The organism is Micromonospora sp. NPDC047756 (assembly GCF_055587245.1).
The window spans coordinates 167978-192894 of record NZ_JBVJGQ010000006.1 but is presented as its reverse complement, the minus strand read 5'-3'; the positions used below and the strand labels follow the sequence as shown (position 1 = coordinate 192894).

At 70.6% G+C, this 24917-nt stretch carries 26 protein-coding genes; 11 read left to right on the top strand and 15 right to left on the bottom strand.

The features are described from left to right. Nucleotides 1–30 precede the first annotated feature (30 nt). Both ACZ6NZ_RS20900 and ACZ6NZ_RS20895 read left to right on the top strand, forming a co-directional pair. A complete protein-coding gene (locus tag ACZ6NZ_RS20900; protein WP_465859658.1) occupies nt 31–1035 on the top strand; it encodes a cation diffusion facilitator family transporter in 1005 nt (334 codons plus the stop codon). A gap of 49 nt (nt 1036–1084) precedes the next feature. After that, complete coding sequence (locus tag ACZ6NZ_RS20895; protein WP_465859656.1) at nt 1085–2170, top strand: DUF3866 family protein; 1086 nt, start codon at nt 1085–1087, stop codon at nt 2168–2170. A gap of 133 nt (nt 2171–2303) precedes the next feature. On the opposite strand, the gene ACZ6NZ_RS20890 is transcribed toward ACZ6NZ_RS20895, so the two are convergent. The 4 genes from ACZ6NZ_RS20890 to rfbA form a co-directional block, all read right to left on the bottom strand. Beyond that, on the bottom strand, nt 2304–2498 hold the full coding sequence (locus ACZ6NZ_RS20890) for a hypothetical protein (RefSeq protein ID WP_465859654.1): 195 nt from the start codon (nt 2496–2498) through the stop codon (nt 2304–2306). A gap of 79 nt (nt 2499–2577) precedes the next feature. Further along, complete coding sequence (pafA, locus tag ACZ6NZ_RS20885; protein WP_030332925.1) at nt 2578–3936, bottom strand: Pup--protein ligase; 1359 nt, start codon at nt 3934–3936, stop codon at nt 2578–2580. 68 nt (nt 3937–4004) lie between these two features. Continuing rightward, entirely contained in the window at nt 4005–4628 is a 624-nt protein-coding gene (rfbC, locus tag ACZ6NZ_RS20880) for a dTDP-4-dehydrorhamnose 3,5-epimerase (RefSeq protein ID WP_366611290.1), read from the bottom strand. Beyond that, nucleotides 4625–5515 (bottom strand): glucose-1-phosphate thymidylyltransferase RfbA, encoded by an 891-nt coding sequence (gene rfbA, locus ACZ6NZ_RS20875; RefSeq protein ID WP_465859652.1) that lies wholly within the window; start codon nt 5513–5515, stop codon nt 4625–4627. The genes rfbC and rfbA overlap by 4 nt, the downstream gene beginning before the upstream one ends. Before the next feature lie 85 nt (nt 5516–5600). Here rfbA and rfbB point away from each other — a divergent pair, with 85 nt between their 5' ends. From rfbB to ACZ6NZ_RS20845, 6 genes are read left to right on the top strand one after another with little or no spacing between them, the layout of a single operon-like run. Next, nucleotides 5601–6602, top strand: a complete 1002-nt coding sequence (gene rfbB / locus ACZ6NZ_RS20870; RefSeq protein WP_366611288.1) for a dTDP-glucose 4,6-dehydratase — start codon at nt 5601–5603, stop codon at nt 6600–6602. Beyond that, entirely contained in the window at nt 6599–7486 is an 888-nt protein-coding gene (gene rfbD, locus ACZ6NZ_RS20865; RefSeq protein ID WP_465859649.1) for a dTDP-4-dehydrorhamnose reductase, read from the top strand. The genes rfbB and rfbD overlap by 4 nt, the downstream gene beginning before the upstream one ends. Continuing rightward, complete coding sequence (locus tag ACZ6NZ_RS20860; protein WP_112587313.1) at nt 7483–7854, top strand: DUF2304 domain-containing protein; 372 nt, start codon at nt 7483–7485, stop codon at nt 7852–7854. Before rfbD ends, ACZ6NZ_RS20860 begins: the two co-directional genes overlap by 4 nt. Further along, nucleotides 7847–8548, top strand: a complete 702-nt coding sequence (locus ACZ6NZ_RS20855; protein WP_366611284.1) for a glycosyltransferase family 2 protein — start codon at nt 7847–7849, stop codon at nt 8546–8548. The genes ACZ6NZ_RS20860 and ACZ6NZ_RS20855 overlap by 8 nt, the downstream gene beginning before the upstream one ends. Next, on the top strand, nt 8545–9855 hold the full coding sequence (locus ACZ6NZ_RS20850) for a lipopolysaccharide biosynthesis protein (RefSeq protein ID WP_465859647.1): 1311 nt from the start codon (nt 8545–8547) through the stop codon (nt 9853–9855). The genes ACZ6NZ_RS20855 and ACZ6NZ_RS20850 overlap by 4 nt, the downstream gene beginning before the upstream one ends. After that, complete coding sequence (locus ACZ6NZ_RS20845; RefSeq protein WP_465859645.1) at nt 9852–10880, top strand: glycosyltransferase family 2 protein; 1029 nt, start codon at nt 9852–9854, stop codon at nt 10878–10880. The genes ACZ6NZ_RS20850 and ACZ6NZ_RS20845 overlap by 4 nt, the downstream gene beginning before the upstream one ends. Before the next feature lie 51 nt (nt 10881–10931). Here ACZ6NZ_RS20845 and prcA read toward each other — a convergent pair whose 3' ends face one another. The 7 genes from prcA to ACZ6NZ_RS20810 form a co-directional block, all read right to left on the bottom strand. Then, nucleotides 10932–11771, bottom strand: coding sequence for a proteasome subunit alpha (gene prcA, locus ACZ6NZ_RS20840; protein WP_465859643.1), 840 nt, complete (start codon nt 11769–11771; stop codon nt 10932–10934). Between the two features lie 58 nt (nt 11772–11829). Continuing rightward, a complete protein-coding gene (gene prcB, locus ACZ6NZ_RS20835; protein ID WP_238660971.1) occupies nt 11830–12669 on the bottom strand; it encodes a proteasome subunit beta in 840 nt (279 codons plus the stop codon). Further along, nucleotides 12588–12878: an endonuclease VII domain-containing protein gene (locus ACZ6NZ_RS20830; protein WP_244220615.1), complete on the bottom strand. Its 291-nt coding sequence runs from the start codon at nt 12876–12878 to the stop codon at nt 12588–12590. The genes prcB and ACZ6NZ_RS20830 overlap by 82 nt, the downstream gene beginning before the upstream one ends. A 386-nt stretch (nt 12879–13264) precedes the next feature. After that, complete coding sequence (locus ACZ6NZ_RS20825) at nt 13265–13480, bottom strand: ubiquitin-like protein Pup (RefSeq protein WP_030332902.1); 216 nt, start codon at nt 13478–13480, stop codon at nt 13265–13267. A 107-nt stretch (nt 13481–13587) separates the two neighbouring features. Then, nucleotides 13588–14814, bottom strand: coding sequence for an acyltransferase family protein (locus ACZ6NZ_RS20820; protein WP_465859640.1), 1227 nt, complete (start codon nt 14812–14814; stop codon nt 13588–13590). A 113-nt stretch (nt 14815–14927) separates the two neighbouring features. Beyond that, complete coding sequence (gene dop / locus ACZ6NZ_RS20815) at nt 14928–16445, bottom strand: depupylase/deamidase Dop (RefSeq protein WP_366611276.1); 1518 nt, start codon at nt 16443–16445, stop codon at nt 14928–14930. A gap of 37 nt (nt 16446–16482) precedes the next feature. Further along, entirely contained in the window at nt 16483–18108 is a 1626-nt protein-coding gene (locus ACZ6NZ_RS20810) for a DUF2142 domain-containing protein (RefSeq protein ID WP_465859638.1), read from the bottom strand. Nucleotides 18109–18210: 102 nt separating this feature from the next. Here ACZ6NZ_RS20810 and ACZ6NZ_RS20805 point away from each other — a divergent pair, with 102 nt between their 5' ends. Further along, the gene (locus ACZ6NZ_RS20805; RefSeq protein ID WP_355007942.1) at nt 18211–18615 is read left to right on the top strand and encodes a GtrA family protein; all 405 of its coding nucleotides are present in this window, start codon (nt 18211–18213) and stop codon (nt 18613–18615) included. Nucleotides 18616–18679: 64 nt separating this feature from the next. Here ACZ6NZ_RS20805 and arc read toward each other — a convergent pair whose 3' ends face one another. Continuing rightward, nucleotides 18680–20464, bottom strand: coding sequence for a proteasome ATPase (gene arc, locus ACZ6NZ_RS20800; RefSeq protein ID WP_366611274.1), 1785 nt, complete (start codon nt 20462–20464; stop codon nt 18680–18682). Nucleotides 20465–20642: 178 nt separating this feature from the next. On the opposite strand from arc, the gene ACZ6NZ_RS20795 reads away from it, so the two are divergent. Beyond that, entirely contained in the window at nt 20643–20936 is a 294-nt protein-coding gene (locus ACZ6NZ_RS20795; RefSeq protein ID WP_091408893.1) for a ferredoxin, read from the top strand. Nucleotides 20937–20985: 49 nt separating this feature from the next. Here ACZ6NZ_RS20795 and ACZ6NZ_RS20790 read toward each other — a convergent pair whose 3' ends face one another. Genes ACZ6NZ_RS20790 through ACZ6NZ_RS20780 form a run of 3 tightly spaced genes read right to left on the bottom strand, consistent with a single transcriptional unit; the run spans nt 20986 to nt 23694 of the window. Further along, the gene (locus ACZ6NZ_RS20790; RefSeq protein ID WP_366611273.1) at nt 20986–21558 is read right to left on the bottom strand and encodes a hypothetical protein; all 573 of its coding nucleotides are present in this window, start codon (nt 21556–21558) and stop codon (nt 20986–20988) included. A gap of 46 nt (nt 21559–21604) precedes the next feature. After that, complete coding sequence (locus ACZ6NZ_RS20785; RefSeq protein WP_465859635.1) at nt 21605–22606, bottom strand: tRNA (adenine-N1)-methyltransferase; 1002 nt, start codon at nt 22604–22606, stop codon at nt 21605–21607. Beyond that, on the bottom strand, nt 22603–23694 hold the full coding sequence (locus ACZ6NZ_RS20780; RefSeq protein WP_465860109.1) for a site-2 protease family protein: 1092 nt from the start codon (nt 23692–23694) through the stop codon (nt 22603–22605). Before ACZ6NZ_RS20780 ends, ACZ6NZ_RS20785 begins: the two co-directional genes overlap by 4 nt. 140 nt (nt 23695–23834) lie before the next feature. Here ACZ6NZ_RS20780 and ACZ6NZ_RS20775 point away from each other — a divergent pair, with 140 nt between their 5' ends. Continuing rightward, on the top strand, nt 23835–24752 hold the full coding sequence (locus ACZ6NZ_RS20775) for a RecB family exonuclease (RefSeq protein ID WP_465859633.1): 918 nt from the start codon (nt 23835–23837) through the stop codon (nt 24750–24752). Nucleotides 24753–24917: the final 165 nt, after the last annotated feature.

Genomic DNA, 24917 nt, shown 5'->3' with positions numbered 1-24917 from the left:
GTCGCCGTCCGCGGTCATAGGGTGATCCTCATGTCGCAAGCGGAGGCCCGACCCGAGAGCGAGAGCGTCGGCACCGTCGTCGTCGCCGGTGCCGCCAACCTCGCCATCGCGGTCGCCAAGCTGATCGCCGGGCTGATCTCCGGATCGGCCGCGATGCTCTCCGAGGCAGCGCACTCGATCGCCGACACCACCACCGAGGTGCTGCTCTTCCAGGCGCTGCGCCGCGGCGCGCGCCCGGCCGACCAGCGACACCCCTTCGGGTACGGCAAGGAAAGCTACGTCTGGGCGTTCTTCGCCGCCATGTTCACGTTCGTCGCGGGCGCCGGTTTCGCCGTCACCCACGGCGTCACCACGATCCTGGTGCACGAGCACAGCGGCGACTACCTGATCTCGTACGTCGTGCTCGTGGTGTCGTTCGTCATTGAGTCGATCTCGCTGGCCCGGGCCGTGCGGCAGGTGCGTCGCGAGTCGCGGCGCTGGCGGACCACGCCTCGGCGGTTCCTGCGGTTGACCGCCGACACCACCGTCAAGGCGGTCTTCCTGGAGGACAGCGCGGCCCTGATCGGTCTGGTGCTGGCCGGGCTCGGCGTCGGTCTGTCGCACGCCACCGGCGACGAGGTGTGGGACGGCATCGCGTCGATCCTGATCGGGCTCCTGCTGCTGACCGTCGCCGGGATCCTCGCCGGCAACAACCTGTCGCTGCTGGTCGGCCGGGCCGTCCCGGAGCGGCTGCGTCACGAGATCGAGCAGGATCTGGCCGGGCTGCCCGAGGTGGAGCGCATCGACACCCTGCTGACCATGCAGCTCGGCCCGCAGGACATCCTGGTCGCCGCGAAGGTCGACTTCCGCGACGAGGCCACCGGCGCGCAGATCGAGGCCAGCGCCGACGAGGCCGAGCGGCGGCTCACCAACCGGTACCCGGAGATCCGCTTCGTCTTCCTCGACCCGACCCGTTCGATGCCAGGCGCCACCGGCACCGCCCGGCACACCCAGGCCGGGCCGAGCCGGGACGCCGCCGGCCCCGAGCCGACCTGACCCACACCCGGGCGCGGGCCACCACGCCCGCGCGGCTAGCGTGCCCGTCATGGTGCGATGGCGTACGGGGACGGTGGCGACGCTGCGACGGCAGTGGACCGGGGCGGTGGAGCTGGACGTCGACCTGCCCGACGGCACGCGGATGCGGGCCCTCGCGTACCCGGAGCTGGTCGGCACGCCCCAGCCCGGCGATCGGGTTCTGCTCAACGCCGGCGCGCTGCTGATGGGGCTGGGCACCGGCGGGTACGCCCTGGTGGTCGCCCTGCCCGACCGACTGCCGCCGGACCCGCCGGAGGTCGTCGACACCCGCGACGCCGGGCATCTGGTCAAGGCCCGCTACACGCCGTTGCAGCCGATCCTCCTCGGCGTCGACGAGGAGGCCTCCCCGCACCGCGACGTGCTGGCCGACGCGGACGACCTGGGTGGCCTGCCGGTGGTCACCGCCGACCTGCACTCGGCGCTCCCGGCGATCCTGGCCGGCATCCGGGCCGACGCCCCGCAGGCGCGGGTGGCGTACCTGCTCACCGACGGTGGGGCGCTGCCCGCCTGGTTCTCCCGGACCCTCGCCGGGCTGCGGGCCGAGTTGGCCGGCACGATCACCGTCGGGCAGGCGTTCGGTGGCGACCTGGAGGCCACCACCCTGCACGGCGGTCTGCTCGCCGCCCGACACGTGCTCGACGCGGACGTGGCGATCGTGGCCCAGGGGCCCGGCAACCTGGGCACCGGAACCCGGTGGGGCTTCTCCGGCGTCGCCGTCGGCGAGGCGGTCAACGCGATCGCCACGCTGGGCGGCAAGCCGGTCGGCTCGCTGCGCATCTCCGACGCCGACCCCCGCCCCCGACACCGGGGCGTGTCACACCACAGCCTCACCGCGTACGGCCGGGTGGCGCTCGCCGCGGCGGAGCTGGTGGTGCCCGACGACCTGGACCCGGCCCTCGCCACCGACGTGGACGCGGCGCTGGCGCCCCTGGCGACCCGGCACCGGATCGTCCGGGTGCGCACCGACGGTCTGGACGCCGCGCTGCGGGCCAGCGCGGTGCCGCTGTCCACGATGGGTCGGAGCCTCGACGCCGACCACGCCTACTTCCTGGCAGCAGCCGCCGCCGGCCGCCACGCGACAACCCTGCTCCCCTGACCCACCCCCACCCCCACCCCCGGCCCCCGGCCGACCCCGGTTGATCATGAAGTTATTGCCCGCCGCCTCGGCGAGTCGCGACAATAACTTCATGATCAACGCAGGCGAGGGCGAACGTGAGGGTGCACCCCGGTCAGGCCAGGAAAATCAGGGCCAGCCAGCCGCCCACGATGAGCGCCAACGCCAGGGCCAGCACCCACGTCGGCACCGTGTAGTCACCGCGCCGGTTACGGTCGATCTCGGCGCGGATCTTCTCCCGCCGGCGTTCGATCCAGTTCTGCCGCTCGGTGCCGCGCTCGGAGCGCTCGGAAGGTCCAGAAGTCGTCATGGCGCGCTCAGCTTAACCGCTCAGCGCGCCGGGCTGAGCGGGCCCGTCGACGCAGCGCGTCGACGGGCCCGGCAACCGGTCACATGCTGGCGATCAGCCGCTCCACCCGCTCGTCGTACGCGCGGAACGGGTCCTTGCAGAGCACGGTGCGCTGCGCCTGGTCGTTGAGCTTCAGGTGCACCCAGTCGACGGTGAAGTCCCGACGCTTCTCCTGGGCGTGCCGAATGAACTCGCCACGCAGCCGGGCCCGGGTGGTCTGCGGTGGGGTCTCCTTGGCCTCGAAGATCTCCGGGTCGGTGGCCACCCGGTCGACGTCGCCGCGGCGCTCCAGGAGCCCGTAGAGGCCCCGGCCCCGGCGCACGTCGTGGTAGGCCAGATCCATCTGCGCCACCCGCGGGTGCGACAGCGGCAGGTCGTGCTTGCGCTGGTAGCGCTCGATCAGCCGCAGCTTACTGACCCAGTCGATCTCCCGGGAGACCGGCTCCAGGTCGCCGGTCTCCACCGCGTTGAGCACCCGGCCCCACAGCTCGACGACCCGCTTGGCGGCCTGGTCACCGCCGCGTCGCTCGACGAACTCGGTGGCCTTGGCCAGGTATTCCTGCTGGATGTCCAGGGCGCTGACCTCCTTGCCGTTGGCCAACCGCACCTTGCGCCGACCGGTTATGTCGTGCGACACCTCCCGGATGGCCCGGATCGGGTTCTCCAGGGACAGGTCGCGCATCACCACCCCGGCCTCGATCATCCGCAGCACGATGTCGGCGGTGCCGACCTTGAGCAGCGTGGTGACCTCGTTCATGTTGGAGTCGCCGACGATCACGTGCAGCCGCCGGTAGCGCTCGGCGTCGGCGTGCGGCTCGTCGCGCGTGTTGATGATCGGACGGCTGCGGGTGGTCGCCGAGGAGACGCCCTCCCAGATGTGCTCGGCCCGCTGCGAGAGGCAGTAGACCGCGCCGCGCGGGGTTTGCAGGACCTTGCCGGCCCCACAGATCAACTGCCGGGTGACCAGGAACGGGATGAGCACGTCGGCGAGCCGGCCGAACTCGCCGTGTCGGGAGACCAGGTAGTTCTCGTGGCAGCCGTACGAGTTGCCGGCCGAATCGGTGTTGTTCTTGAACAGGTAGATCTCACCCGCGATGCCCTCGTCGTGCAGCCGCTTCTCCGCGTCGACGAGCAGGCCCTCCAGGATCCGCTCGCCGGCCCGGTCGTGGGCGACGAGATCGGTCACCGAGTCGCACTCCGGTGTCGCGTACTCCGGATGCGACCCGACGTCCAGGTAGAGCCGGGCCCCGTTGCGTAGGAAGACATTGCTCGACCGACCCCAGGACACCACGCGACGGAACAGATACCGCGCGACCTCGTCCGGGGACAGCCGCCGCTGCCCGCGATAGGTGCAGGTGACGCCGTACTCGGTCTCGAGGCCGAAGATTCGCCGCTCCATGGTGTGACATTAGCCGCCCGGAGGCCCGGTTCGTCACTGTCAGACCACAGGTCGTGCCCCGAGCGCGGTCACATACCGGTTGAGTGCGACATTCCGTCCGCTCCGAGGCTCGCCACGAACTGCCGGCACCTGTCGTACTCCGGAAGCAGACCCCGCTCGCGGACCTGCGCCAGAGTCGGCGCCGCGTCGTCGCGCGCGGACAGCAGCGGAACGTCGGCGGGCCACTCGATGCCCAACTCCTCGTCCAGCGGGTGCACACCGTGCTCGCCGGTCGGGTTGTAGGTGGTCGAGCAGAGGTAGCTCAACGTGGCGTCGTCGGTCAACGCGCAGAACCCGTGCCCCAGCCCCTCGCTCAGGTAGACCGCCCGACGGTCGGTGTCGTCCAGCCGGACGCCCTCCCACCGACCGAAGGTCGGCGAGCCGACCCGCAGGTCCACGACCACGTCGAGGACGGCGCCGCGCACGCACGAGACGTACTTGGCCTGCCCGGGCGGGACGTCGGCGAAGTGGACGCCACGGACCACGCCACGCGCGGAGACCGACAGGTTGGCCTGGGCCAGCCGCAGCGGATGCCCCACCACCTCGGCGAGCTTGTCGAAGCGGTACCACTCCATGAACATGCCGCGCGGGTCGCCGTGCTGCTGGGGGGTGATCTCCCAGGCGCCCTCGATGCTCAGCTCCCGGATCTTCACCAGGCGCCCCCGTCGTTGCCGGCCTGGTCGCTGAGCAGACCGAGCAGGTAGGTGCCGTAGCCGCTCTTGGTCAACGGCTCGGCGAGCGCGCGCAGCTGCGCGTCGTCGATCAGGCCGGCCCGCCAGGCGACCTCCTCGATGCAACCGATCTTGAGACCCTGCCGCTCCTCGACCACCCGGACGAACTCGGCGGCCTGCATCATCGAGCTGAACGTGCCGGTGTCCAGCCACGCGGTGCCCCGATCCAGCACCGTCACCGCCAGCTCCCCGGTCTCCCGGTACACCTCGTTGACCGCCGTGATCTCCAGTTCGCCACGGGCGCTCGGGGTGAGTTTGCGGGCGATGTCCACCACCCGGTTGTCGTAGAAGTAGAGGCCGGGAACCGCGTAGCGGGACTTCGGCCGGGCCGGCTTCTCCTCGATCGAGAGCACTCGACCGTCGGCGTCGAAGTCGACCACGCCGTACTCCTGCGGGTTGGCCACCTGATAGGCGAAGACCCGCCCGCCGACCAGGTCACTGTGATCGGCGAGCTGCCCACCCAGACCCACGCCGTGGAAGATGTTGTCGCCGAGGACCAACGCCACCGACTCGGCGCCGATGAAGTCCGCACCGAGGATGAACGCCTGCGCGATGCCCTCCGGGCGCTCCTGGCTGACGTACTCCAGCCGCAGCCCGAACTGGCTGCCGTCGCCGAGCAGCCGACGGAACTGGTCCTGGTCCTCCGGAGTCGTGATCACCAGGATCTCCCGGACTCCGGCCATCACCAGGGTGGAGAGCGGGTAATAGATCATCGGCTTGTCGAAGACCGGCATCAGCTGCTTCGAGACCGCCCGGGTGATCGGCCAGAGCCGGGACCCGGTGCCGCCGGCAAGTAGGATTCCGCGCATCGGGGAAGCCTAGCCGCACCCCGACCCGTCCTGCGGGGGTCACACACCGGGAGTCGCCCCGCCCGTCGCGTATACTTCCGGACCCGTGAGGATCCTCGTCACCGGCGGAGCCGGATTCATCGGGTCGGAGTACGTTCGCCTGCTGCTGGGCAAGCCCCTCGGCAGCGCGGAAGGCGTGCCGACGCTCGAGCCGGCCGTCGTGACCGTGCTGGACAAGCTGACCTACTCGGGCAACCTGGCCAACCTCGAGCCAGTCCGCGACGACCCGCGACTGCGCTTCGTGCAGGGCGACATCTGCGACCCGGTGGTCGTCGACGAGACGGTGGCCGAGCACGACGTGATCGTGCACTTCGCCGCCGAGTCACACGTCGACCGTTCCATCGCCGGCGCCGCGCCCTTCGTCACCACCAACGTGCTGGGCACCCAGACGCTGCTCGACGCGGCGCTGCGCCACGGCACCCGACGATTCGTGCACGTCTCCACCGACGAGGTCTACGGCTCGATCGACGAGGGCTCCTGGACCGAGACCTGGCCCCTCGCCCCCAACTCGCCGTACTCGGCGTCCAAGGCCGGCTCCGACCTGCTCGCGCTGTCGTACCACCGCACCCACGGCATGGACGTGGTCGTCACCCGCTGCTCCAACAACTACGGCCCGTACCAGTTCCCCGAGAAGGTCATCCCGCTGTTCGTCACCAACCTGCTCGACGGTGGCACCGTCCCCCTCTACGGCGACGGCGGCAACATCCGTGACTGGCTGCACGTGCACGACCACTGTCGGGGCATCGCCCTCGCACAGCAGAAGGGCCGCGCGGGCGAGGTCTACAACATTGGCGGCGGCACCGAGTTGACCAACAAGGAACTCACCGGCCTGCTCCTGGACGCCTGCGGCGCCGGGTGGGACCGGGTCGTCCCGGTCACCGACCGCAAGGGTCACGACCGCCGGTACTCCCTCGACATCAGCAAGATCAGCGAGGAGCTCGGCTACCGCCCCAGCATCACCCTCGACCAGGGCCTCGCCGACACCGTCCGCTGGTACCGGGACAACCGCACCTGGTGGGAGCCCCTCAAGTCCGCGCCGACCGCATGACCCGACTCCTCGTCACCGGAGCGGGCGGGATGCTCGGCCGGGACCTGGTCACCGTGCTGGGTGCGCGACCCGACCTCAAGGTGACCGCCGCCACCCGCGCCGACCTGGACATCACCGACTCCGCTGCGGTCCGCACCGCCGTCGCCGGGCACGACCTGGTGATCAACGCGGCCGCGTGGACCAACGTCGACGCCGCCGAGGCCGACGAGGCGGCGGCGACCGCCGTCAACGGCGACGCCGTGGCCAACCTGGCCGCGGCCTGCGCCACCGACGACACCCCGCTGATCACGGTCTCCACCGACTACGTGCTCGCCGGCAATGCCGACACCCCCTACCCGGAGGACGCACCCACCGCCCCGGTCAACGCCTACGGCCGCAGCAAGCTGGTCGGCGAAGAGGCCGTCGCGCGGCTGCTGCCGGACACCGGGTACGTGGTGCGCACCGCCTGGCTCTACGGCGCGCACGGCCCGAACTTCGTGGCCACCATGCTCCGACTCGCCACCCAGCACGAACACCTCGACGTGGTCGACGACCAACACGGCCAACCCACCTGGTCGTACGCGCTCGCCGAGCGGCTCGTCGCGCTCGCCGACGCGGCGCTGGCCGGCCACGCCCCGCCCGGCGTCTACCACGGCACCTGCGCCGGGCAGACGACCTGGTACGGGTTGGCGCGCGCCGCGTTCACGCTGGCCGGACTGGACCCGGACCGGATCCGACCCACCACCAGCGACCGGTATCCGCGTCCCGCCCCACGGCCTGCGTACAGTGTGCTAGGGCACAGCCGTTGGGCAGCCGTGGGTCTACCCCCGCTTCCAGACTGGCACAGCGCCCTGGTTGACGCGTTCCACTCCCCCGCTCCACCCGCCCCGTGGAAGGTCGCATGAAGCTCACCCTCGTCACCGGCCTGACCGGCCTGCTGCTCCTCGGCACCATCGTCGAGCTGTTGCGCCGCCGTCAGCTGCGCGAGAAGTACGGCATGCTCTGGCTCGCCGTACTGATCATCGTGATTCCGCTGTCCCTCTTTCCCCGGCTGCTCGACAACGTCGCCGAACTCCTCGGCGTCGCCTCCGGTGTCAGCCTGGTGCTCTTCCTCGGCATCGTCTTCCTGCTGCTGGTGTGCGTGCACCTGAGCTGGGAGGTCAGCGCCCTGGAAGAAGAGACCCGCACCCTGGCCGAAGACTTCGCCCTGCTCCGCGCTGAGATCGACGCGGACCGGGCAGCCCGAGACGAACTGGTGTCGACCGATGGTTAACGGCAAGCGCACATTGATCATCATTCCGGCTCTCAACGAGTCGGGCTCGATCGCCGACGTCGTCGGTGAGGTCCGCGGCGAACTGCCCGGCGTCGACGTGCTCGTCGTCGACGACGGCTCCACCGATCGCACCGCCGCCGTCGCCGCCGCCGCCGGTGCCCTGGTCGCCAAACTGCCGTACAACCTCGGCGTCGGTGGGGCCATGCGCCTCGGCTACCGCTACGCCCGTGACCACGACTACGACGTCGCCATCCAGATCGACGCCGACGGCCAGCACGACCCCCGGTACGTGCCGAAGCTCGTCGACCTGCTCGACGACAACGACCTCGTCATCGGCGCCCGCTTCGCCGGTGAGGGCGACTACAACGTCCGCGGCCCCCGCCGCTGGGCGATGGTCATGCTCTCCGGCGTGCTGTCCCGGGTCGCCCGCACCAAGCTGACCGACACCACCTCCGGCTTCCGGGCCGCCAACCGGCGGGTCATCGAGATGTTCGCCGGCTGGTACCCGGCCGAGTACCTCGGCGACACCGTTGAGACCCTGGTGCACACCGCCCGCCGCGGGTTCCGCATCCGCCAGGTGCCGGTCGCCATGCGCAAGCGGATGGCCGGCACGCCCAGCCACTCCCCCGCCAAGGCGATGGTCTACCTCGGCCGCGCATTCGCCGTTCTCACGCTGGCGCTCATCCGCCGGTGATCCGACGGCTACTGAGCCTGGTCCCGCCCGGCACCGTCGCTGTCGGTGCCGGGCTGGCCCTTCTCGGGCTCGCCTCCTACGTTCACCTCGCCGTCGCCGGCCACAGCCTCAGCCAGGCCGACTACTCGTCCCTGTCGGTGCTCTGGTCGATCGTGTTCACCCTCGGCATCGGCGTGTTCATGCCGATCGAGCAGGAAGTCGCCCGGGTCGTCGCCGCCCGACACAGCCAGGGGCTGCCGCCCGGGCCGGTGCTGGCCCGCGGCGTCACCGTCGCCGCCGTGATGCTCGCGGTGCTGGTGTTGGCCGTCACCATCGGCCGTCAGCCGCTCGCCGACAAGCTCTTCGCCGGTGACGGCAACCTGGTCACCGTACTGATCGGCGCGCTCGCCGCGATGGCCGTCGCCTACGCCACCCGTGGCGTCCTCTCCGGCCTGCAACTGTTCCCCTGGTACGGCGCTCAACTCGGGATCGACGGCGGCCTGCGGATCATCATGGTGGCCCTGCTCGGGCTCGCCGGAGTGACGTCGCCCGTCTGGTACGGGCTCGTGCTCGTCGCCGCCCCACTGGTCAGCGTCCTGCTCACCCTGCCACCGGTGCTGCGCGCCATCGGCGCAGGCCCGCCGGTGGCCTGGGCCACGCTGCTCCGCGGGCTCGGCCTGCTCACCGCCTCCAGCCTGCTCTCCCAGGTCGTGGTGAACATCGGCGTGATCAACGTTCAGCTACTCTCCCCCTCCGACGCGGCAGCCGCCGGCGCACTGCTCTCCGCCCTCGTGCTGGTCCGCATCCCCCTGTTCGTCTTCGGCTCCCTCCAGGCGTCACTGCTGCCCGGCCTGGCCACCACCGCCACCACCGGCGACCAGGCCGGCTTCCACAGCCTGCTGCGACGGGCGCTCGGCATCGTCACCGCGCTCGGCCTCACCGGCGCCCTCGGCGCCGTACTGCTCGGCCCATGGTTGGTCGGCACCCTCTTCGACGCACCCGGTGTTCTCGGCCACGGCGACTTCGCCTGGCTGGGAGCCGCCACGCTCGCCTACCTGTGGGCGATGGTGCTCGGTCAGGCCCTGCTCGCCCTCGACCGGCACCGCGCCCAGGCCCTCGCCTGGACCGCCGGCGTCGCCGCCCTGATCGCCGTGACGCTGATCCCGGCTCCGGTCACCCTGCGAGTCGAACTGGCGTACACCGTCGGCTCCGTCATCGTGGCCGCCACCATGGCGATGCTGCTGCGCGGCGGCTTCAGCCGACCCACCACCCCCGCCCGGCCGCTCGCCGAGGCCGTCGCCCCTGCCGCATCCGGAGGCATCCGATGACCCGACCCCGGGTGAGCGCCGTCATGCTCGCCTACGGCCCGGAGCCCTACCTCGTCGACGCCGCCCAGGCGGTGCTGGCCAGCACCGACGTCGAGATCGACCTCATCGTCGTCGACAACGGCTGCACCGGCGACGGCATCGACATCGTCAAGGGCCTCCCCGGGGTACGGGTGATCCGACCGGAGGAGAACACCGGCTACTCCGGCGGCTGCCGCGTCGGCGCCGCCGAAGCCACCGGTGACTGGCTCGCGTTCGTCAACTCCGATGCCGTCGTCGCACCCGACGCCCTGGTCAAGACCACCGCCGTAGCCGCCGAAGCGGGCGTAGGCGCGGCCATGGCATCCATCCGGCTGGCCGACACCCCCGAGCTGATCAACACCAGCGGCAACCCGCTGCACTTCACCGGCCTCTCCTGGGCCGGCGGCAACGGCGAACCGGCCAGCAACCACGCCGTACGGCGGGCCGTACCCTCCCTCAGCGGCTGCTGCTTCGTGATCAGCCGACAGCTCTGGCGCGAACTCGACGGCTTCGCCGCCGAATACTTCGCCTACCACGAGGACACCGAACTCAGCCTGCGACTGTGGCAGCGCGGACTACGACTGGAGTACGTGCCGGACGCCGTCGTGCGCCACCACTACGAGTTCTCCCGCAACACCCTGAAGCTCTACCTGGTCGAGCGGAACCGACTGGTCACCCTGCTGACCGCCTACGAGGCGCGGACACTCGTGGTGCTGGCCCCGGCGCTGCTGCTCACCGAGGCCGCCATGCTCACCGCCTCGATCGCCGGCGGCTGGTCCCGGCAGAAGCTGCGGGGATGGGGCTGGTTGTGGCGCAACCGCGACTGGGTTCGCGGCCGTCGACGGCAGCTACAGGCTGAACGCCGGGTGCCGGACGGGGCCATCGCGACGCTGATGACCGGTCGGGTCACGCCCTCCGGTGTGCCCACCACACCCGGCCTGGGAGCGTTCAACGCCATCGCCGGCGGTTACTGGGCCCTGGCCCGGCCCCTGCTGCGCCGAGAATGACCTCTGGTGCCGGGCCCCGGAACACGGGGCCCGGCACCAGCAGGCAGAACCCTAGCGCTCGCCGCCCTCCGCGGGCCGGTCCTCCAGATCCGCGGAACCGGCCGACGACGTCGGCTTGTGCCCCTCCGTGGTCGGCACGACCGGCTCAGCGGGACCGCCCGCCGCGTCCGCCGCCTGCCTCTCGGCCGCCGCGTCCCCGTCCAACAGAGCCGTCAGCGCGGCACCGGTGATCCGCCGGAACGTCCGTCCGATCCGCTGACGGTCCAGGACCGCCACCTCGAGCTGGTTCGCGGCGATCGTCCGGGCGGCACCACCCTCACCACCGGCGCTGCTCAACGCCTGCACCGCCACCCGGACCGCCTCGGCCAGGGACATGTCCGCCCGATGCTGCGACTTCAACACACCGGTGATCGCCTCGGCCTGACCACCCATGGCCATCCGCCCCGGCTCGTCGTTCACCGAACCGTCATAGGTCAGCCGGTACAACTCGTCCGCCTCCGGGGTGGCACCGACCTCCGCCACGCAGATCTCCACCTCGAACGGCTTCGACTGCTCGGTGAAGATGGCCCCCAGGGTCTGCGCGAACGCGTTGGCCAGGGCCCGACCAGTGACGTCACGCCGGTCGTAGCTGAGCCCGTTCAGGTCGGCCATCCGCACTCCGGCGCGGCGCAGGTTCTCGAACTCGTTGTACCGGCCGACCGCGGCGAACCCGATCCTGTCGTAGATCTCGCTGACCTTGTGCAGCGCGCTGGAGAGGTTCTCCGCGACGAAGAGGACCCCGCCGGAGTAGCTCAGGACCACCGCGCTGCGACCCCGAGCGATGCCCTTGCGGGCCAACTCGGAGCGGTCGCGCATGATCTGTTCGGGGGAGGCGTAGAACTGCATGGCCACGTCGGCGGTTCTCCTTACGGCGCTGTGCTGACGACTGCTGACTGATCAGGTGCGGGTCTCAACCGCCCGGGTTCTCCATCCGGCCGGCGACCACACCCTCGGCGATTGCCGCCGTCTCGGGGTCGGTCAACCGGCGGGTGCCCTCGGCGGTCGCGGTCATCACCACGGGGTAGATCCGGCGGGTCAGATCCGGCCCACCGGTCGCGGTGTCGTCGTCCGCGGCGTCGTAGAGCGCCTCGACCGCCAGCCGCGTCGCGTCCTCGACGGACAACCCGGCCCGGAACCGCTTCTTCAACGCGGACTTCGCGAACAGCGACCCGGACCCGATCGCGTCGTAGCCGGTCTCCTCGTACGGGCCACCGGTCACGTCGAAGCTGAAGATCCGACCGGCTCGCGCCGGGTCGGCGGCAGCCAGGTCGAACCCGGCGAAGAGCGGCACCACGGCCAACCCCTGCATTGCCGCCCCCAGATTGCCCCGGATCATCGAGGCCAGCCGGTTCGCCTTACCGTCCAACGAGAGCATCGCGCCCTCGATCTTCTCGTAGTGCTCCAGCTCCACCTGGAACAGTCGCATCAGCTCGATGCCGATGCCGGCGGTGCCCGCGATGCCGACCAGCGAGTACGCGTCGGCGGGGTGCACCTTCTCGATGTCGCGCTGGGCGATCAGGTTGCCCATGGTGGCCCGTCGGTCGCCCGCCATCACCACACCCTCGGCCGCCGCGATGGCCACGATGGTGGTCGCGTGCGGCGCCAGGTCGGCGGCCATGCCCGGCGGCAACGGTCGCCGACCGGGCAGCATCTCGGGGGCCACCCGACTCAGAAACGTCGTGAAGGAGGACGTCCCCGCGTTGGTGAACACATCTGGAAGACGCCCGGATGGATCAAAGCCCGCTGCCACGTGGTTCCTCTCAGGTACGTGATCGCCCTGGCCAGCCTCATGGGACTGTCACGGAACTGGCCAAGACCACCGTTGCAGTTGAAGCAGAGTATCCCGCGCACCCATCCGGTGCGATGATCGTGGTCCAGATGTTGCGGGTCGGCGCCGCCACAGATCGCGCAGACCCCGCCCTGCTCGGCCAGGAGCTCCTGAAACTCCTTCTCACCCACGCCGTATCGGCGCCGCAGGTGGTACTCGCGCGTCCCGCCGTAGAGCCGCTGCGCGGTCTCCTTGCCACGGGCATTATGGCAGGGTTTGCAGTAGCTGTGCCGGCCGCTGGCCTTGGTAGTGGTGGTGGGAAAATCGTCCAGAGCCTTGATCTGTTCGCAGTCCGGACACCACTTGAGACCTTCACCGACGGGCGTGGGCGACCGTCGCTGTGGGGCAATGCCGCGCTTACGCCGGCTCGCCTCGGACCGGACGGCAGCACAGGCTTGCAGTAGAAGGCGAGGCCATCTACCCGCCGGCGGTCACGGTGGAATTCTGTACCGGCGAGCGTTCTCTTGCACTGCGGACACATCTTGTCCGGGCGGTCCGGTGAATCGGACATAAGCCTCTATTGGCCCCCTTTCTGGACATATCCCCTCACGAACTCCTCTGCGTTCTCTTCGAGGACGGAGTCGATCTCGTCGAGGAGGTCGTCGACGTCCTCGGTGATCTCGGCGTGCCGCTCGGCCACCTCGGGGTTGGCCTCGGTGGTGACGTCCTCGATTTCCTCGCCCTGACGGGACTTGCCGGACTGCGACTGGCCGCCGCTGTCATGAGTGGCCATGGCTGTCTCCTCCACGATCGTCTGGGATGAAATCTACCCCGTGCAGACGACAGAAAGCCCTCACGTCCGCCGTGTTCGCGTCGGGGCGTTCGACTGCCGCGCGGCGGTCAGCTCCGAGGAGCCGGGGCGTCTGCCGGCGCCGGGCCCGACACCGGCACCGGGACCCGCTCCGGCTCGCGCCGCCCCGGGGCCGACGCCTCCGCCGCAGGTGCCCCGCGCCGCAGGCGGGGTGTCCAGTCCTTGAACCGCAACGCCTGCTTCTCCACCAGATGCCAGGACAGGAACGCCAGGACGACGGTGAAGACCATGACCACCGCGAAGTAGCCGACGAACCCCCAGGCGGCCGCCCCCAGCCAGGCCAGCATCTGCTGCACGACGAAGGAGTAGATGTAGATGCCGTACGAGTAGTCGTTCTTCTGGCCCACACGGTGCAGCAGCCGTGGCAACCGGACCGCGAGGTAGAGGATGGCGTACTCGTAGGCGAGCAACGCCGGGCCGAACAGGTGGCCCTCCAGGGTCTGCCAGCCGGTCACCACGATGGCGAGCACGCCGAGGACGTCGCTGATGGGCAGCTTGTCGCTGTAGAGGTCCGCCACGGCGCCCACCAGGAACATGAAGCCGAACCGCAGGAACCAGATCTTGCTGAGTGCGCCGAGCAGCGGCAAGGTGCCGATGGAGCCGCTGGTGAAGTACGTCGATCCGCCGAAGCGCAACGCCTCGTACTGGTTCCACAGCAGCAGACCGAAGACGAGTACGGCGGCCGTGAGCACCAGCCAACGGGCCCGGCGCAGCACCGCCACCACGGCCAGCGAGGCCACGATCAGGTAGCAGAAGATCTCGTAACTGAGCGTCCAGAGTGAGCCGTCGAGGACGCTCTTACGCACCAGGTCGCCGTACGGCGTGTCCCGGAAGACGTCCATGATCCCCTGTTGGCGGTAGCCACCCCACCAGTTGGCCTGCAGGAAGTTCACCACGCCGGCCGGGTGTCGCCACAGGCCGTCCAGGTTGCCGCGATCGGCGTACCAGACGATCGGGGCCACCACGAAGCCGATGAACAGCAGGCACACCCAGAGGCCCGGCCAGATCCGCAGGGCGCGGTGCCACAGGTAGCGGGGCAGGCTGGCCCGCCGGGCGCTGCGGGTGATGAGGAAGCCGGAGATGCCGAAGAAGCCGGCCACTCCCAGACCAGCCACGTCGACGACCTCGGTCAACGGCCGGGCATACCCGATCACCGCGGTGTGCGCGAGGACGACCGCGACGGCAAAGCAGAGCCGCAGGAAGCCGAAGCTGTTGGCACGCCCGGCGTACGCGTTCGACAGCGGTACAACGGTCATCGCACGCAGGCCAGCCTGCCGCGCAGAGGGGAGCATCGCATCACCGTGTGGGTCGACGGATCGGGGGACGGCCTAGCATGCCACAGAGTGATCCCCGGCGGAGGCACCGGATCTCAGCCGCCGGTCAACGTCTCCAACAGGTCCTTGGCGCTGGCGCAGCGATCGAACAACGCCCCTACGTGCGCGCGGGTGCCCCGCTCGGGCTCCATCATCGGCACCCGGACCAACGACTCCCGACCGACGTCGAAGATCACCGAGTCCCAGCTCGCGGCGACCACCTCGGAGGCGTACTGGGCGAGGCAGCGACCGCGGAAGTAGGCCCGGGTGTCCTCCGGTGGTTCGGTCATCGCGCTACGCGTCTCGTCGTCGGTGAGCAGCGTCTTCATCGATCCCCGACTGACCAGGCGGTGGTAGAGGCCCTTCTCCGGCCGGACGTCGGAGTATTGAAGGTCGACGAGCTGGAGCTTGTGCGAGCCCCAGCCGAGCTTCTCCCGTTCCCGGTAGCCCTCCAGCAGCCGCAGCTTGGCCACCCAGTCCAGCTCGTCGGCGCAGAGCATCGGATCGCGGCCGAGCCGGTCCAGGACGCTCTCCCAGCGGTCGAGCACGTCGATGGTCTGCTCGTCGGCGTCGGTGCCGTACCGGTCGTCGACAAAGGACCGGACCCGCTCCAGGTACGCCCATTGCAGGTCGAGTGCGGTGAGCCGGCGGCCGTCGCGCAGTCGCATGCGGTGCGCCAGGGTGGGGTCGTGGCTGACGGCGCGCAGTTCGCTGACCGGGTCGGCGATGCCGAGGTCGGCGCCGAGGGCCTTCTCCTCGATCATGGTGAGGATCAGCGCGGTGGTGCCGACCTTCAGGTAGGTGGAGATCTCGGAGAGGTTGGCGTCGCCGATGATGACGTGCAGCCGGCGGTACTTGTCGGCGTCGGCGTGCGGCTCGTCGCGGGTGTTGATGATCGGCCGCTTGAGGGTGGTCTCCAGGCCGACTTCGACCTCGAAGAAGTCGGCACGCTGGGAGATCTGGAAGCCGCTCTGGCCGCCGTCCTGGCCGATGCCGACCCGGCCGGCGCCGCAGACGATCTGTCGGGTGACGAAGAACGGCGTCAGGTACGCCACGATGTCGGCGAACGGCGTCTGCCGGCGCATCAGGTAGTTCTCGTGGGCGCCGTAGCTGGCGCCCTTGTTGTCGGTGTTGTTCTTGTAGAGGTGGATCGGCTGGGTGCCCGGGATGGTGGCGGCCCGGCGGGACGCCTCGGCCATCACCCGCTCGCCGGCCTTGTCCCAGCGCACGATGTCCCTGGGGGTGGTGACCTCGGGGGTGGAGTATTCGGGGTGCGCGTGGTCGACGTAGAGCCGCGCGCCGTTGGTGAGTATCACGTTGGCCAGGCCGAGGTCTTCGTCCGCGAGGGCCTCGGCGGGGTCGTACGCGGCGCCGGAGTAGGTGAAGCCGCGGGCGTCACGCAGCGGCGACTCTTCCTCGTAGTCCCACCGGGCCCGGCCACCCCGGTTGAGTTCCGGGCGTGCCCCGTAGGCGTTGACCACCTGCGACGAGGTGACCATCGGGTTGGCTCCGGCCTGTCCGGGCACGGAGATGCCGTACTCGACCTCGGTGCCCATGATCCGTCTTACGCTCATCGACCTACCCGCTTCGCTCGCCCGACCCGCTCCACCGTCAGGTCGAGCGTAGTCCGCCCTGGGCGCCTGCACTCTGTAGGTGAGTGCCGGCGGGCCGCGACAGTTCGGTGGATTCGGTGTCGGAATGCTCAGCCGGCGGCGTCGGGTCGTCGGTCGCGGCGGGGCGGGTGGTCCAGACGAGCCACCCGAACAGCACCAGGCCGACGCTGGCGCTGAGCAGCGGGATCATCGAGCCGACCACCGGGTGCCAGTCGCCGGCGAGGGGGTTGAGGCTGCTCAGCCCGATGTTGGCGGGCAGGCCGTTCTGCCAGCGGACCATCGTGTACGCCAGGCAGAACAGCTGGATCGGCAGGAGGAGCAGCACGGCGATTCGGGTGAACGAGCGGGCCCGGGCGGCCTCGAAGCCGCGTTGTTCGGCGATCCACGCGGCGTAGAGCAGAACACCGACCAGCATGGGCAGCATGTAGCGGCCCTGGGTGACGAAGCCGCTCTCGTTGACCAGGGCGATCTGCATGAGGGAGGGGACGGCCACACCGCCGCCGAGCAGCACGAGCAGGCGCCACCGGTCGAGCGTGCTGCCCCAGACGAGCCCGATGAGCAGCAGCGCTCCGGCGACGAGCTGCCAGATCAGGTATGGCGGGGCGGGCATCCGGGTGTCCAGCCAGGAGGTGACGCCGACGATCTGGTCGAGGTATCCCCGCCACCGGTCGGCCTCGCGCAGGGCCGCCTGCCCGTAGGTGAGCCGGTCGGCGGAGTAGTTGCCGAGGTCGGAGGTCTGCTGGCGGACGGACCAGGCGAGCACGGCGAGGGTGGACAGGACGATGCCACCTGCCCAGAGCTGCGCGGCCCGGTCGCGCAGGAGGCCGAGGAGGTTGCCGCGGCGCAGCGGGAAGGCGAACGCGATGAAGGCGGTCGCCAGCCAGAGCGGACCGGTCTGGCGCAGGACCGCGAGGAGTAGCGCGCTGATCCCGACGAGGGCGATGAGGCCGCGCCGTGGGCCGGGTGGGCCGAGGAGCAACGGGATGACCGCGCTGAAGAAGGCGATGCCGGCGGCGATCTCCAGGCCGTTCGGGTTGACCGCGCTGGCCATGTGCACGGCCATCGGGGTGGTGACGACGAGTAGGGCGCCCATCATGAGGCCGCGGCGGGACCGGTTGCGGATCACGACGTACGCGCAGGCGAGCAGCGCGGCACAGCACAGGGCGCTGATCATGCGGGCGAGCAGGACGCCGGACCAGCCGGGCCAGAGCACCGTGGGTGCGCCGACGAGGGCGTAGTAGGCGGGGAAGTAACGACCGGCCCCGGTGCCGGCGCGGGTCGGTGTGTCGTCGCTGCCGGGGGGCTGGGCGCAGGCCGCCGAGACTTCCTTCTTGAACTGCCAGCACTGCTCGCGGACGAGACCGCCGGGAACGGTCTGGAAGGCGCCGGTGCCCTTCTTCGCGTCGGCGGGCGGGGGCGCGATCTGCCCGGCGGCGACGCCGGCCGCTCGGACGATGTGCTCCCGCTCGTCCGGGGTGCCGTCGTAGGGCGCGGCCATCGACCAGGCGAAGATGATCAGGAAGAAGGCGGCGAAGGCGAGGGCCCAACGTCGTCGACCTGTGCTGATGGTGGCCGCCGGGCTCGCGCTGGTGGCCGGCAGCGTCACTCTTGCGGGATCAGGCACGTCAACCTCGCGGCTCGCGCGGGCAGGCCCCGCTGGGTGGATGGACAGACGATAGACTCCCTCGTCGTCCTCACCGCTCCGGGTCCCCCCTTGGAGAACTCTTTGCTGTCACCTGTTGCCGAGTCCGTCCGCCACCTGTCCCGACACAGCGCTGTGCGGTTCCTGGTCGTCGGGGGTCTGAGCGTCGCCGTGGACACGGGATCACTCTTCGTGTACCACGGAGTTCTCCGGATCGTCCTGCCGGTTGCGGCCGGGATGTCGTTCCTGACCTCGTTCTGGGTCAACTTCGGGCTGAACCGGGCGTGGTCGTTCGGCTCGTCCGCCCAGATGGTGCCGCAGGTGGGGCGCTACTTCGCGCTGGTCCTGGCGAACCTGACCGCCAACGTGGTGCTGGTGTCCGCGTTGACCTGGGCGGGCACGCCGTACCTGCTGGCGAAGCTGTTGGTGACGGCGTCGCTGTCGGCGGCGAACTACGTGGTGTCGAAGCGGTGGATCTTCGCTGCCTGACCGACGCCCTGGCACACCCGCAGCGAGGGTGCCCACCGGATGGTGGGCACCCTCGCTGCTGGGGTCAGAGGTACTGGCCGGTGTTGCTGGCGGTCTCGATGGACCGGCCGGCCTCGGCGCCCTTGCCGCCGGAGACGAGCGTGCGGATGTAGACGATCCGCTCGCCCTTCTTACCGGAGATGCGCGCCCAGTCGTCGGGGTTGGTGGTGTTGGGGAGGTCCTCGTTCTCGCGGAACTCGTCGACGCAGGCGTCGAGCAGGTGCTGGAGGCGCAGCCCCTTGCGACCCGAGGTGAGGAACTCCTTGATGGCCATCTTCTTGCTCCGGTCGACGATGTTCTGGATCATCGCGCCGGAGTTGAAGTCCTTGAAGTAGAGGACTTCCTTGTCACCGTTGGCGTAGGTGACCTCGAGGAATCGGTTGTCCTCGGTCTCCGAGTACATCCGCAGCACCACGGCGTCGATCATCGCCGCGACGGTGGCCTGGGGGTCGGTGCCGTGTTCGGCCAGGTCGTCCGGGTGCAGAGGCAGCCCGGAGAGGATGTACTTGGAGAAGATGTCCTTGGCCGCCTCGGCGTCCGGTCGCTCGATCTTGATTTTCACGTCGAGACGACCGGGGCGCAGGATCGCCGGGTCGATCATGTCTTCCCGGTTGGAGGCGCCGATGACGATGACGTTCTCCAGCCCCTCCACGCCGTCGATCTCGCTGAGCAGCTGCGGAACGATGGTGTTCTCCACGTCGGAGGAGACACCGGAGCCGCGGGTTCGGAAGATCGAGTCCATCTCGTCGAAGAACACGATCACCGGCGTGCCCTCGCCGGCCTTCTCCCGGGCGCGTTGGAAGATCAGCCGGATGTGCCGCTCGGTCTCACCGACGTACTTGTTGAGCAGCTCCGGGCCCTTGATGTTGAGGAAGAAGCTGGTGTGCTTCTCCTTGCCCTGCCGCTCGGCGATCTTCTTGGCCAGCGAGTTGGCCACCGCCTTGGCGATGAGCGTCTTGCCACAGCCGGGCGGGCCGTAGAGCAGGATGCCCTTGGGTGGGCGGAGCTGGTGCTCACGGAACAGGTCCGCGTGCAGGAACGGCAACTCCACCGCGTCGCGGATCTGCTCGATCTGCGACTGGAGGCCACCGATGTCGCCGTAGCCGACGTCGGGCACCTCCTCCAGGACCAGCTCCTCGACCTCGCTCTTCGGGATCCGCTCGTACGCGTACGCCGAACGGGGCTCGATCATGAGCGAGTCGCCGGCCCGGATCGCCGAGCCGATGAGCGTCTCGGCGAGGTGCACGATGCGCTCCTCGTCGGAGTGGGAGACCACCAGCGCCCGGTCGCCCGGCCCGCCGTTCGGCCCCTCCAGGATCTCCTTGAGCATCACCACTTCGCCAACCCGCTCGTAACCGAACGCGTCGACGATGTTGAGCGCGTCGTTGAGCAGGACCTCCTGGCCGCGCCGCAGGTCACCCACGTCGAGCGAGGGTGAGACCGCGACCCGTAGTTTGCGGCCACCGGTGAAGACGTCCACCGAGCCGTCCTCGTGCTTGGCCAGGAAGACTCCGTAACCGCTCGGCGGTTGCGCGAGCCGGTCGATCTCCTCCTTGAGCGTCACGATCTGCGTGCGAGCCTCCTTGAGGGTGCTCACCAGCCGGTCGTTGTTCTCGGTCAGCCGCGCCAACTGTGCCTGGGTGGCCGCCAGCCGCTCTTCGAGCTGCCGGACGTGTCGGGGGCTTTCGGTCAACTTGCGCCGCACCAGGGCGAGTTCCTCTTGCAGGAACGCGACCTGCGTGGAGAGATCGTGGGCTTCCTTCTCCCACCGTGCGGCGCGCGAGTCCGCGTCGTCGCTACGTGCTGCCACGTCCCACCTCCCCGGGGGGCTTGAACGTTCTGCCCTAACACTAGCCGCTATGAGGCCGATTCGGTCCCATGCAACACCCTCGTCACCGAACCTTGATCGCCAAGGGTGGCCTGACGGGCCGTTACCGGCGTTCGGGTACCGTCGGAGCGTGGCACGGGAGAACATGGGGGGTGCACCGGTGGCCGAGGTCGCGACCGACGAACTGCAGGTCTGGGTCGACCAGGATCTCTGCACGGGCGACGGGCTCTGCGTGCAGTACGCGCCGGAGGTGTTCGAGTTCGACATCGACGGCCTGGCCTACGTCAAGGGCGTCGACGGTGAGCTGCGGATGGCGCCGGGCAGCCGGGTCGACGTCCCCGCGCACCTGCGACTCGAGGTGATCGACTCCGCGAAGGAGTGCCCGGGCGACTGCATCCACGTGGTGCGCGGCGACGGCGTCGAGGTCGCCGGCCCGGACGCCGAGGAAGACTGACCCACCGGCCGGGCCGCGCGGCCCGGCCGGTGATGAAACGGGGTACGCCTCAGAGCATCGGACGGCCGACCACCGAGGCGACCAGCCGCGCGAACTCCTCCAACCGGGCGATCTGCCCGGCCCCGCCGTCGTCGAGGGTCTTGCCGAAGCGCAACGCGTCGTGCCGGGGCGTGCCGGGCATCTCCTCACTCGGCGGCGCCTCGTCCAGCGAGGTGAGCAGCAGGTAGACGTCGATGCTGTCGACCCGGATCTCGCCGCTCTCGGCCCGGTTGAGTCGCCGCCGGCAGCCCACCTCGGTGACGGTGGAGACCGGCACCACCCGCAGCGACGAGGTCATCGAGCCCGGCGGGCCCTCCTCCGGCGGTACGTCCTCGCCGTGCCAGAGGATGAGCCGGCTGCCGTCGCAGACCACGACCTCCTGCCACACCCCGTTGACCTCGTTGACGAAGCGTTCCAGCGTGAAGCCGAGCACCGACGCGCCGCGCAGCACGCCGCCGAGCGCCTCCAGGGCGACGTCCGGGTCGCGCAGATAGGCCCTCGCCGCCGACTCCAGGTCCTGGTAGGGCGACCAGTCGGGAAAGACCGCGGGGAGCTCTCCACCGCCGTAGCCCGGTCGGCTCATGCCAGCGTCTCCCCCTGCTCGGCGCTGCCGACACCCCGCTCGATGGTCACGGCCTGTCCATCTCCCCCGCACCGTTGGACTGCGCGCCCGCCGCCTGCGCGGCGGCGGCCTGTCGGGCCGCCTCGGCCTCACGCAGGTCCTGACGGCGCTGCGCGTACGCCTCGGTGCCCTTGCTGGGCTTGCGGCGGCGCGGCGGCGCGGTTACCCCCGGCGCCAGCTTGCGGGCGGACACCAGGAAGGCGGTGTGCGCGATCATCCGGTGGTCCGGACGGACGGCGAGGCCCTCGGCGTGCCAGTCGCGCACCAGGGACTCCCAGGCCCGCGGCTCGGTCCAGCCGCCGCGCTCGCGCAGCGCCTCCACCAGCTCGGAGAGCTGGGGTGTGGTGGCGACGTAGCCGATGAACACCCCACCGGGCACCAGCGCCCGCTCGACCATGTCGAGGGTCTCCCAGGGGGTCAGCATGTCCAGGATGATCCGGTCGAAGCCGGTCTCCCGGCACTGCGCGACGTCGCCGACGTGCAGGTTCCACGAGGGGTGCGGCCCGTTGAAGAACGCCTCGACGTTGCGCTTGGCGATCTGGGCGAAGTCGTCGCGCAGCTCGAACGAGTGCAGCTCCCCCTCCGTGCCGACGGCTCGCAGCAGGGAGCAGCTCAGCGCGCCGGAGCCGGCGCCGGCCTCGAGGACCTTCGCGCCGGGGAAGATGTCACCCATCGCCACGATCTGCGCCGAGTCCTTGGGATAGATCACCTGGGCGCCGCGCGGCATGGACAGCACGTAGTCCGACAGGAGCGGCCGCAGGGCCAGGAAGGCGGTGCCCCCACCGGAGGTGGTCACCACGCTGCCGTCGGGGAGCCCGATCAGCGCGTCGTGGGCCAGGATGCCGCGGTGGGTGTGGAACTCCTTGCCGGGCTCCAGCGTCACGGTGTGCATCCGCCCCTTGGGGTCGGTCAGCTGGACCCGGTCGCCGGGCCGGAACGGCCCACGGTGCACGGGTGTCAGCGCCGGGTTGGCGGGGTCGGCGGCGACGGTGGAGGGAGTTGCGGTCACGGTGTCATCTTCCGGTTGGGTTCGAGGAGCTGTGCCAGGTCCGCGATGTGCAGGATGCCGACGACATCTTCGCCTGACGTCACCACGTACTGTGCGCCCGGGTAGGTCTGTACGGCCTCCATCACCCGCTCGCCGTCCCACCCGAGTGACACGGTGGGGAGAGTGCCCAGCGACCGGGCGACGGCGTCGACCGCCAGCCACGGTCGGCGCTCGACCGGCACCGCGTCGGCGGCGGCCGGGTCGACCAGCGCCACGGGTAGCCCGGTGGAGTCGGTGACCACCAGCGCGGCGCCGGGCTGCCCGCTCTCGGCGCGGCGGCGCTGGGCCTCGGCCAGTGGCGTACCGGTGGACACCGGCCAGACCGGGCGGGCCAGCCGGGCGAGGTCGATCAGCGGGAACCGGCGGCTGACCCGGGCGGCCCGGATCGACTGCCCGGCGCCACGCCAGAGGGTGACGGCGACCAGGAGCATGAGCGGCAGCGCCAGCGGCGCCAGCCGCCGCTCGACGGTGAGCAGCACGACCAGGGCCGCGGTGCCGACGGCGACGACCCGCCCGGCCCACCCGGCGACCTCGGTGCCGAGGTGCCGGTCGCGGGTCAGCCCCCACACCGCGGCGCGCAGCGCCCGGCCGCCGTCGAGCGGAAGCCCGGGCAGGCTGTTGAACAGGGCCACGATGACGTTGCTGACCGCGAGCTGGAACGCGAGCTGGTGCGCCACCGTCCCCTCGGGCAAAGCGAGCGTGGCGGCGACCGCCAGGACGCCGAGCACGGCGGAGACCGCCGGGCCGGCCAACGAGACCAGCAGGTCGACGCGGGGCGACGGGGCGTCGCGGTCCATCTCGGTGTAACCGCCGAGCAGCTCCAGGGTGATCCCGCGCACACCGATGCCGTACCGCCGGGCGGTGAGGGCGTGGCCCAGCTCGTGCAGCAGCACCGAGCCGAGCAGCGACACGACGAACCCGAAGCCGATCAGATAGCCGCTGAGCTGCGGCAGGTCCAGTTGTCGGCGGGCGAACTCGCCGTACAGCACCGCGATGAGCACCGCCAGCAGGACCATGGAGCCGTTGAGGTACAGCGGCACCCCGAACACCGTGCCGACGTTCAGGCCGGAACGTCGGTCCGGTCGGCGCGGCGGCCTGGTTGTCTGCTCCATCGCCACGATGCTACGGACCGTTGTTGTGCGGGGCGGCCGGCGGTCGGTGTCACACCGGTGCCCTAACCTTTGCCGACATGACGGCGGAATCGGTCACCACCCCCCACCCCTCCCCCGCGGCGCAGGCGCCGCCGACGGTGCGGGCGTCGCTGTCCCCGTCGCGGGCGGCGGATTTCAAGACCTGCCCGCTGCTCTACCGGTTCCGCAGCATCGACCGGCTCCCCGAGCGCACCACGATCGAGCAGGCCCGGGGCACCCTGGTGCACGCGGTGCTGGAGCGCCTGTTCGACCTGCCGGCCACCGGCCGCACACCGGAGGCGGCCGGTGACCTGGTGGCCCCTCAGTGGGACCGGCTGGTCACCGAGCAGCCGGAGCTGGCCGGGATCTTCGACGGCGCGGAGCCGGCGGGCCCGGTGGAGTTCCTCCGCTCCGCCGCCGGGCTGTTGCAGGGCTACTTCGCGGTAGAGGACCCGACCCGGCTGGAGCCGGCCGAACGCGAGAGCCTGATCTCCGCGGTCGTCGACGAGGAGCTGCTGATCCGCGGCTACCTCGACCGGCTCGACGTCGCTCCGGACGGCGCGCTGCGGGTGGTCGACTACAAGACCGGGGGTGCCCCGCGGGAGGCGTTCGAGGCGCGGGCGCTGTTCCAGCTGAAGTTCTACGCCCTCGTGCTGTGGCGCACCCGGGGGGTGGTGCCCCGGGTGCTGCGGTTGCTCTATCTGCGCGACGCCGAGGTGTTGGACTACACCCCGGACGCCGACGAGCTGGTCCGCTTCGAGCGCACCGTGGTGGCGCTGTGGCGGGCGATCGAGCAGGCCACCGCCCGGCAGGACTTCCGGCCCCGGCCGAGCCGGCTCTGCGACTGGTGCAGCCACCAGGCGCTCTGCCCCAGCTTCGGCGGCACCCCACCGCCGTTCCCGGTCGCCGCGGCGGGCGCCGACCCGCTGCGCGACTCCCGGGCGGCCGCTCCGGTGGCGCCGGGCGCCGACGAGTGACGGCCTCCTGAGCGACGCGTACGCCCGGCGCGGCGATTCGGGCCGCCGGGATCGCCCGCCGCACGCCGGAGACCCGACCGCGGCGGTGCCGCCGCGGTCGGGACAGGACGACCGGCTGGCTTCTACGGTGATCCGCGACGCACCGGCTCCGGTGCGCGAGGATGA

Coding starts and splice junctions, on each gene's coding strand:
- ACZ6NZ_RS20855 (WP_366611284.1), top strand. CDS start 7,847: ATGGTTAACGGCAAGCGCACATTGATCATCATTCCGGCTCTCAACGAG.
- ACZ6NZ_RS20825 (WP_030332902.1), bottom strand. CDS start 13,480: ATGGCCACTCATGACAGCGGCGGCCAGTCGCAGTCCGGCAAGTCCCGT.
- rfbA (WP_465859652.1), bottom strand. CDS start 5,515: ATGCGCGGAATCCTACTTGCCGGCGGCACCGGGTCCCGGCTCTGGCCG.
- ACZ6NZ_RS20895 (WP_465859656.1), top strand. CDS start 1,085: ATGGTGCGATGGCGTACGGGGACGGTGGCGACGCTGCGACGGCAGTGG.
- ACZ6NZ_RS20820 (WP_465859640.1), bottom strand. CDS start 14,814: ATGACCGTTGTACCGCTGTCGAACGCGTACGCCGGGCGTGCCAACAGC.
- dop (WP_366611276.1), bottom strand. CDS start 16,445: ATGAGCGTAAGACGGATCATGGGCACCGAGGTCGAGTACGGCATCTCC.
- ACZ6NZ_RS20890 (WP_465859654.1), bottom strand. CDS start 2,498: ATGACGACTTCTGGACCTTCCGAGCGCTCCGAGCGCGGCACCGAGCGG.
- ACZ6NZ_RS20845 (WP_465859645.1), top strand. CDS start 9,852: ATGACCCGACCCCGGGTGAGCGCCGTCATGCTCGCCTACGGCCCGGAG.
- ACZ6NZ_RS20775 (WP_465859633.1), top strand. CDS start 23,835: ATGACGGCGGAATCGGTCACCACCCCCCACCCCTCCCCCGCGGCGCAG.
- rfbD (WP_465859649.1), top strand. CDS start 6,599: ATGACCCGACTCCTCGTCACCGGAGCGGGCGGGATGCTCGGCCGGGAC.
- ACZ6NZ_RS20860 (WP_112587313.1), top strand. CDS start 7,483: ATGAAGCTCACCCTCGTCACCGGCCTGACCGGCCTGCTGCTCCTCGGC.
- pafA (WP_030332925.1), bottom strand. CDS start 3,936: ATGGAGCGGCGAATCTTCGGCCTCGAGACCGAGTACGGCGTCACCTGC.
- ACZ6NZ_RS20900 (WP_465859658.1), top strand. CDS start 31: ATGTCGCAAGCGGAGGCCCGACCCGAGAGCGAGAGCGTCGGCACCGTC.
- ACZ6NZ_RS20790 (WP_366611273.1), bottom strand. CDS start 21,558: ATGAGCCGACCGGGCTACGGCGGTGGAGAGCTCCCCGCGGTCTTTCCC.